3 rRNA genes are annotated in these 5,823 nt (G+C 55.7%); all 3 read left to right on the top strand.

What is annotated here, in order from left to right:
- The first annotated feature begins 181 nt into the window (after window positions 1-181).
- The 3 genes from ACT3S2_RS15605 to rrf all read left to right on the top strand — a co-directional run bounded on the left by ACT3S2_RS15605 (window position 182) and on the right by rrf (window position 5,822).
- Window positions 182-1,708, top strand: a 16S ribosomal RNA gene (locus tag ACT3S2_RS15605).
- Between the two features lie 573 nt (window positions 1,709-2,281).
- A 23S ribosomal RNA gene (locus tag ACT3S2_RS15600) occupies window positions 2,282-5,411 on the top strand.
- A 294-nt stretch (window positions 5,412-5,705) separates the two neighbouring features.
- Window positions 5,706-5,822, top strand: a 5S ribosomal RNA gene (gene rrf / locus ACT3S2_RS15595).
- Together the 16S, 23S and 5S rRNA genes form the textbook arrangement of a ribosomal RNA operon.
- Window position 5,823: the final 1 nt, after the last annotated feature.

Here is a 5,823-nt window from a genome sequence, read left to right as displayed (position 1 = left end):
GTCTGTTGTTTGAGAACTCAATAGTGTGCCATGTTTGTTGACACCGATTTTTTTATAAATTGGTGAATGGTCTTTATGGGTGCACCCCGTGTATCCGTGGAGGCATATTTGCCGGGATTTATGTAACTTGGTGCAGCCCTTCCCTTGTTTTCCCTTGGGATGTTGGTTGTGTCTGTAATTTTTTACGGAGAGTTTGATCCTGGCTCAGGATGAACGCTGGCGGCGTGCTTAACACATGCAAGTCGAACGATGACCCCGGTGCTTGCACCGGGTGATTAGTGGCGAACGGGTGAGTAACACGTGAGTAACCTGCCCCCGACTCTGGGATAAGCCCGGGAAACTGGGTCTAATACCGGATATTCACTTCCTTCCGCATGGGAGGTGGTGGAAAGATTTATCGGTGGGGGATGGACTCGCGGCCTATCAGTTTGTTGGTGGGGTAATGGCCTACCAAGGCGACGACGGGTAGCCGGCCTGAGAGGGTGACCGGCCACACTGGGACTGAGACACGGCCCAGACTCCTACGGGAGGCAGCAGTGGGGAATATTGCACAATGGGCGAAAGCCTGATGCAGCGACGCCGCGTGAGGGATGACGGCCTTCGGGTTGTAAACCTCTTTCAGTAGGGAAGAAGCGAAAGTGACGGTACCTGCAGAAGAAGCGCCGGCTAACTACGTGCCAGCAGCCGCGGTAATACGTAGGGCGCAAGCGTTATCCGGAATTATTGGGCGTAAAGAGCTCGTAGGCGGTTTGTCGCGTCTGCCGTGAAAGTCCGGGGCTCAACCCCGGATCTGCGGTGGGTACGGGCAGACTAGAGTGATGTAGGGGAGACTGGAATTCCTGGTGTAGCGGTGAAATGCGCAGATATCAGGAAGAACACCGATGGCGAAGGCAGGTCTCTGGGCATTAACTGACGCTGAGGAGCGAAAGCATGGGGAGCGAACAGGATTAGATACCCTGGTAGTCCATGCCGTAAACGTTGGGCACTAGATGTGGGGGACATTCCACGTTTTCCGCGTCGTAGCTAACGCATTAAGTGCCCCGCCTGGGGAGTACGGCCGCAAGGCTAAAACTCAAAGGAATTGACGGGGGCCCGCACAAGCGGCGGAGCATGCGGATTAATTCGATGCAACGCGAAGAACCTTACCAAGGCTTGACATGGGCCGGATCGGGCTGGAAACAGTCCTTCCCCTTTGGGGCCGGTTCACAGGTGGTGCATGGTTGTCGTCAGCTCGTGTCGTGAGATGTTGGGTTAAGTCCCGCAACGAGCGCAACCCTCGTTCCATGTTGCCAGCACGTAGTGGTGGGGACTCATGGGAGACTGCCGGGGTCAACTCGGAGGAAGGTGAGGACGACGTCAAATCATCATGCCCCTTATGTCTTGGGCTTCACGCATGCTACAATGGCCGGTACAATGGGTTGCGATACTGTGAGGTGGAGCTAATCCCAAAAAGCCGGTCTCAGTTCGGATTGGGGTCTGCAACTCGACCCCATGAAGTCGGAGTCGCTAGTAATCGCAGATCAGCAACGCTGCGGTGAATACGTTCCCGGGCCTTGTACACACCGCCCGTCAAGTCACGAAAGTTGGTAACACCCGAAGCCGGTGGCCCAACCCTTTTGGGAGGGAGCCGTCGAAGGTGGGACCGGCGATTGGGACTAAGTCGTAACAAGGTAGCCGTACCGGAAGGTGCGGCTGGATCACCTCCTTTCTAAGGAGCAACTAGCATTGACCATTTAGGGCGCATGTCCTGGTGGTGGTGTTCAGTTCAGCCCGTTTCTGCCACTTGTGTTGGTAGGCGGGCGCTCATGGGTGGAATGTCAACGGATTGTGGCTTGGGATCTTTGGTTCCCTGTTGTTTAGTACGCACTGCTTTGGTGGTGTTGGAACGATGCGGGGGCTGGTGGGTTCTGAGTCCATGGCACACTGTTGGGCCCTGAAACAACAGGCCCGATTTCCTGGTATCGACCGTGTGTTGGTGGTGGGGGGTTGGTTCTGGTTTGTTTTGGCTCCCGCGCATGGCCTAGGCCGCGATGATCTTTTGGTGTCGTGGTGGTGGGTGTGACGGGGTTGTTGTTTGACAACTGCATAGTGGACGCGAGCATCTTGCAAGGACGATGGATGCCATGTGATTGCCTTTTGCCTTCGGGCCGGTGGTGGTTATGTGGTTTTTTTATCGTGTTTGCGAAAGCAATTTATTTGAGAACCCCCAGCAGGGCGCCTTACGGGGTGTGGTTGTTGGTGGTTCTCTCGATCAAATGCTCTTGTGAATTGACCTTTTTGTGGTCAAGTTTCTAAGGGCGCATGGTGGATGCCTTGGCATCAGGAGCCGAAGAAGGACGTGGGAATCTGCGATAAGCCTGGAGGAGTCGATAACCGGACTTTGATTCCAGGATTTCCGAATGGGGAAACCCCGCACGGCGTCATGTCGTGTGACCCGTAGCTGAACACATAGGCTGCGTGGAGGGAACGCGGGGAAGTGAAACATCTCAGTACCCGCAGGAAGAGAAAACAATAGTGATTCCGTTAGTAGTGGCGAGCGAACGCGGATGGGGCTAAACCGTTCCATGTGTGATAGCCGGCGGGCGTTGCATGGGCGGGGTCGTGGGACCAGTCGTTCCAGTTCTGCCGGACTGGAGGAGTGAGGTGCGGGTGCATAGGCGAATCGGTTTGAAAGCCGGACCATAGAGGGTGTTAGTCCTGTAGCTGTAATGTTCTCCGCCGCTTTGTATTGGTATCCCAAGTAGCACGGGGCCCGAGAAATCCCGTGTGAATCTGCCAGGACCACCTGGTAAGCCTGAATACTTCCTGATGACCGATAGCGGACAAGTACCGTGAGGGAAAGGTGAAAAGTACCCCGGGAGGGGAGTGAAATAGTACCTGAAACCATGTGCCTACAATCCGTCGGAGCCACCTTGTTGTGGTGACGGCGTGCCTTTTGAAGAATGAGCCTGCGAGTTAGTGCCGTGTCGCGAGGTTAACCCGTGTGGGGAAGCCGTAGCGAAAGCGAGTCTGAACAGGGCGTTCAGTGGCGCGGTCTAGACCCGAAGCGAAGTGATCTACCCATGGCCAGGTTGAAGCGTGTGTAAGAGCGCGTGGAGGACCGAACCCACTTCAGTTGAAAATGGAGGGGATGAGCTGTGGGTAGGGGTGAAAGGCCAATCAAACTTCGTGATAGCTGGTTCTCCCCGAAATGCATTTAGGTGCAGCGTTGCGTGTTTCTTACCGGAGGTAGAGCGACTGGATGGCTAATGGGCCCTACAAGGTTACTGACGTCAGCCAAACTCCGAATGCCGGTAAGTGAGAGCGCAGCAGTGAGACTGTGGGGGATAAGCTTCATAGTCGAGAGGGAAACAGCCCAGAACGCCAACTAAGGCCCCTAAGCGTGTGCTAAGTGGAAAAGGATGTGGAGTTGCGAAGACAACCAGGAGGTTGGCTCAGAAGCAGCCATCCTTGAAAGAGTGCGTAATAGCTCACTGGTCAAGTGATTCCGCGCCGACAATGTAGCGGGGCTCAAGCACACCGCCGAAGTTGCGTCATCCAGGTATATAGGTAGGCCTTCGTGGTCCAGCCGCCTGGGTGGGTAGGGGAGCGTCGTGCCGGCAGTGAAGCCACGGTGTGAACCAGTGGTGGAGACGGCACGAGTGAGAATGCAGGCATGAGTAGCGAAAGACGGGTGAGAAACCCGTCCGCCGAATGATCAAGGGTTCCAGGGTCAAGCTAATCTGCCCTGGGTGAGTCGGGACCTAAGGCGAGGCCGACAGGCGTAGTCGATGGACAACGGGTTGATATTCCCGTACCGGTGAAGAACCGTCCCTACTGAACTGGCGATGCTAACCGCCTCGAGCACCCACCATCTTCCCTTCGGGGAAGGTACCGGGTGCAAGGCGCGGGACCCGAGCCAGGGAGGTCAACGTATTAACAGGTGTGACGCAGGAAGGTAGCCGGGCCAGGCAATGGAATCGTCCTGGTCCAAGGGTGTAGGCCGAATGGTAGGTAAATCCGCCGTTCATGATGGTTGAGACCCGATAGGCGCCCGCTTCGGCGGGTGATCCGGTGATCCTATGCTGCCAAGAAAAGCATCGACGTGAGGTTCAAGCCGCCCGTACCCCAAACCGACACAGGTGATCAGGTAGAGAATACTAAGGCGATCGAGAGAATCATGGTTAAGGAACTCGGCAAAATGCCCCCGTAACTTCGGGAGAAGGGGGGCCCCAACCTTGAACACCATTTGCTGGTGTGAGGGGATCGGGGCCGCAGAGACCAGGGGGAAGCGACTGTTTACTAAAAACACAGGTCCGTGCGAAGTCGCAAGACGATGTATACGGACTGACTCCTGCCCGGTGCTGGAAGGTTAAGAGGACCGGTTAGCCCTTCGGGGCGAAGCTGGGAATTTAAGCCCCAGTAAACGGCGGTGGTAACTATAACCATCCTAAGGTAGCGAAATTCCTTGTCGGGTAAGTTCCGACCTGCACGAATGGAGTAACGACTTCCCCGCTGTCTCAACCATGAACTCGGCGAAATTGCACTACGAGTAAAGATGCTCGTTACGCGCAGCAGGACGGAAAGACCCCGAGACCTTTACTATAGTTTGGTATTGGTGTTCGGTGCGGCTTGTGTAGGATAGGTGGGAGACGTTGAAGCGGGCACGCCAGTGTTCGTGGAGTCATCGTTGAAATACCACTCTGGCCGTACCGGATTCCTAACTTCGGCCCATGATCTGGGTCAGGGACAGTGCCTGATGGGTAGTTTAACTGGGGCGGTTGCCTCCTAAAGAGTAACGGAGGCGCCCAAAGGTTCCCTCAGCCTGGTTGGCAATCAGGTGACGAGTGTAAGTGCACAAGGGAGCTTGACTGTGAGAGTGACAGCTCGAGCAGGGACGAAAGTCGGGACTAGTGATCCGGCGGCACGTTGTGGAACGGCCGTCGCTCAACGGATAAAAGGTACCTCGGGGATAACAGGCTGATCTTGCCCAAGAGTCCATATCGACGGCATGGTTTGGCACCTCGATGTCGGCTCGTCGCATCCTGGGGCTGGAGTAGGTCCCAAGGGTTGGGCTGTTCGCCCATTAAAGCGGTACGCGAGCTGGGTTTAGAACGTCGTGAGACAGTTCGGTCCCTATCCGCTGCGCGCGCAGGAAATTTGAGAAGAGCTGTCCTTAGTACGAGAGGACCGGGACGGACGAACCTCTGGTGTGTCAGTTGTACTGCCAAGTGCACCGCTGATTAGCTACGTTCGGAAGGGATAACCGCTGAAAGCATCTAAGCGGGAAGCCCACTTCGAGATGAGATTTCCATACACCTTGAGTGTGAGAGGCCCCCAGCTAGACCACTGGGTTGATAGGCAGGACGTGGAAGCGGGGACTAAAGACCCGTGGAGCTGACCTGTACTAATAGGCCGATGACTTACACCACAATTCACCACACGGCTTTCGGGTTGTGTGGGCAAGATATGCTGCGTCCACTATGCGGTTGCCGGACAACAACTCCTGGTAGCCAACCAAACACCCGCCCCTTGGGTTCGATTCTCTGGGGGTGTGTGTTGATTCCCACTGTTCGTGGGGTTGTTTTGGTTGGTTTCATGGGGTGGGTCTGTAATAGAATAGTTTGATCATGTTGCACCACCAGGGACCATTCGTGGTTCTGGTTTATGGCATGTGACTAGTTTTCCCCCCGACACTGTTGTGGTGTTGGTGTGGGTGGAAGAGTTACGGCGGTCATAGCGTGGGGGAAACGCCCGGTCCCATACCGAACCCGGAAGCTAAGACCCACTGCGCCGATGGTACTGCACTCGGGAGGGTGTGGGAGAGTAGGTCGCCGCCGGACA

It is taken from the genome of Arthrobacter sp. AOP36-A1-22 (genome assembly GCF_052377615.1).
Taxonomy (GTDB): Bacteria; Actinomycetota; Actinomycetes; order Actinomycetales; family Micrococcaceae; genus Arthrobacter_H.
Note: the sequence above shows the minus strand (reverse complement) of the source record. Positions and strands in the feature narration are given on the sequence as shown.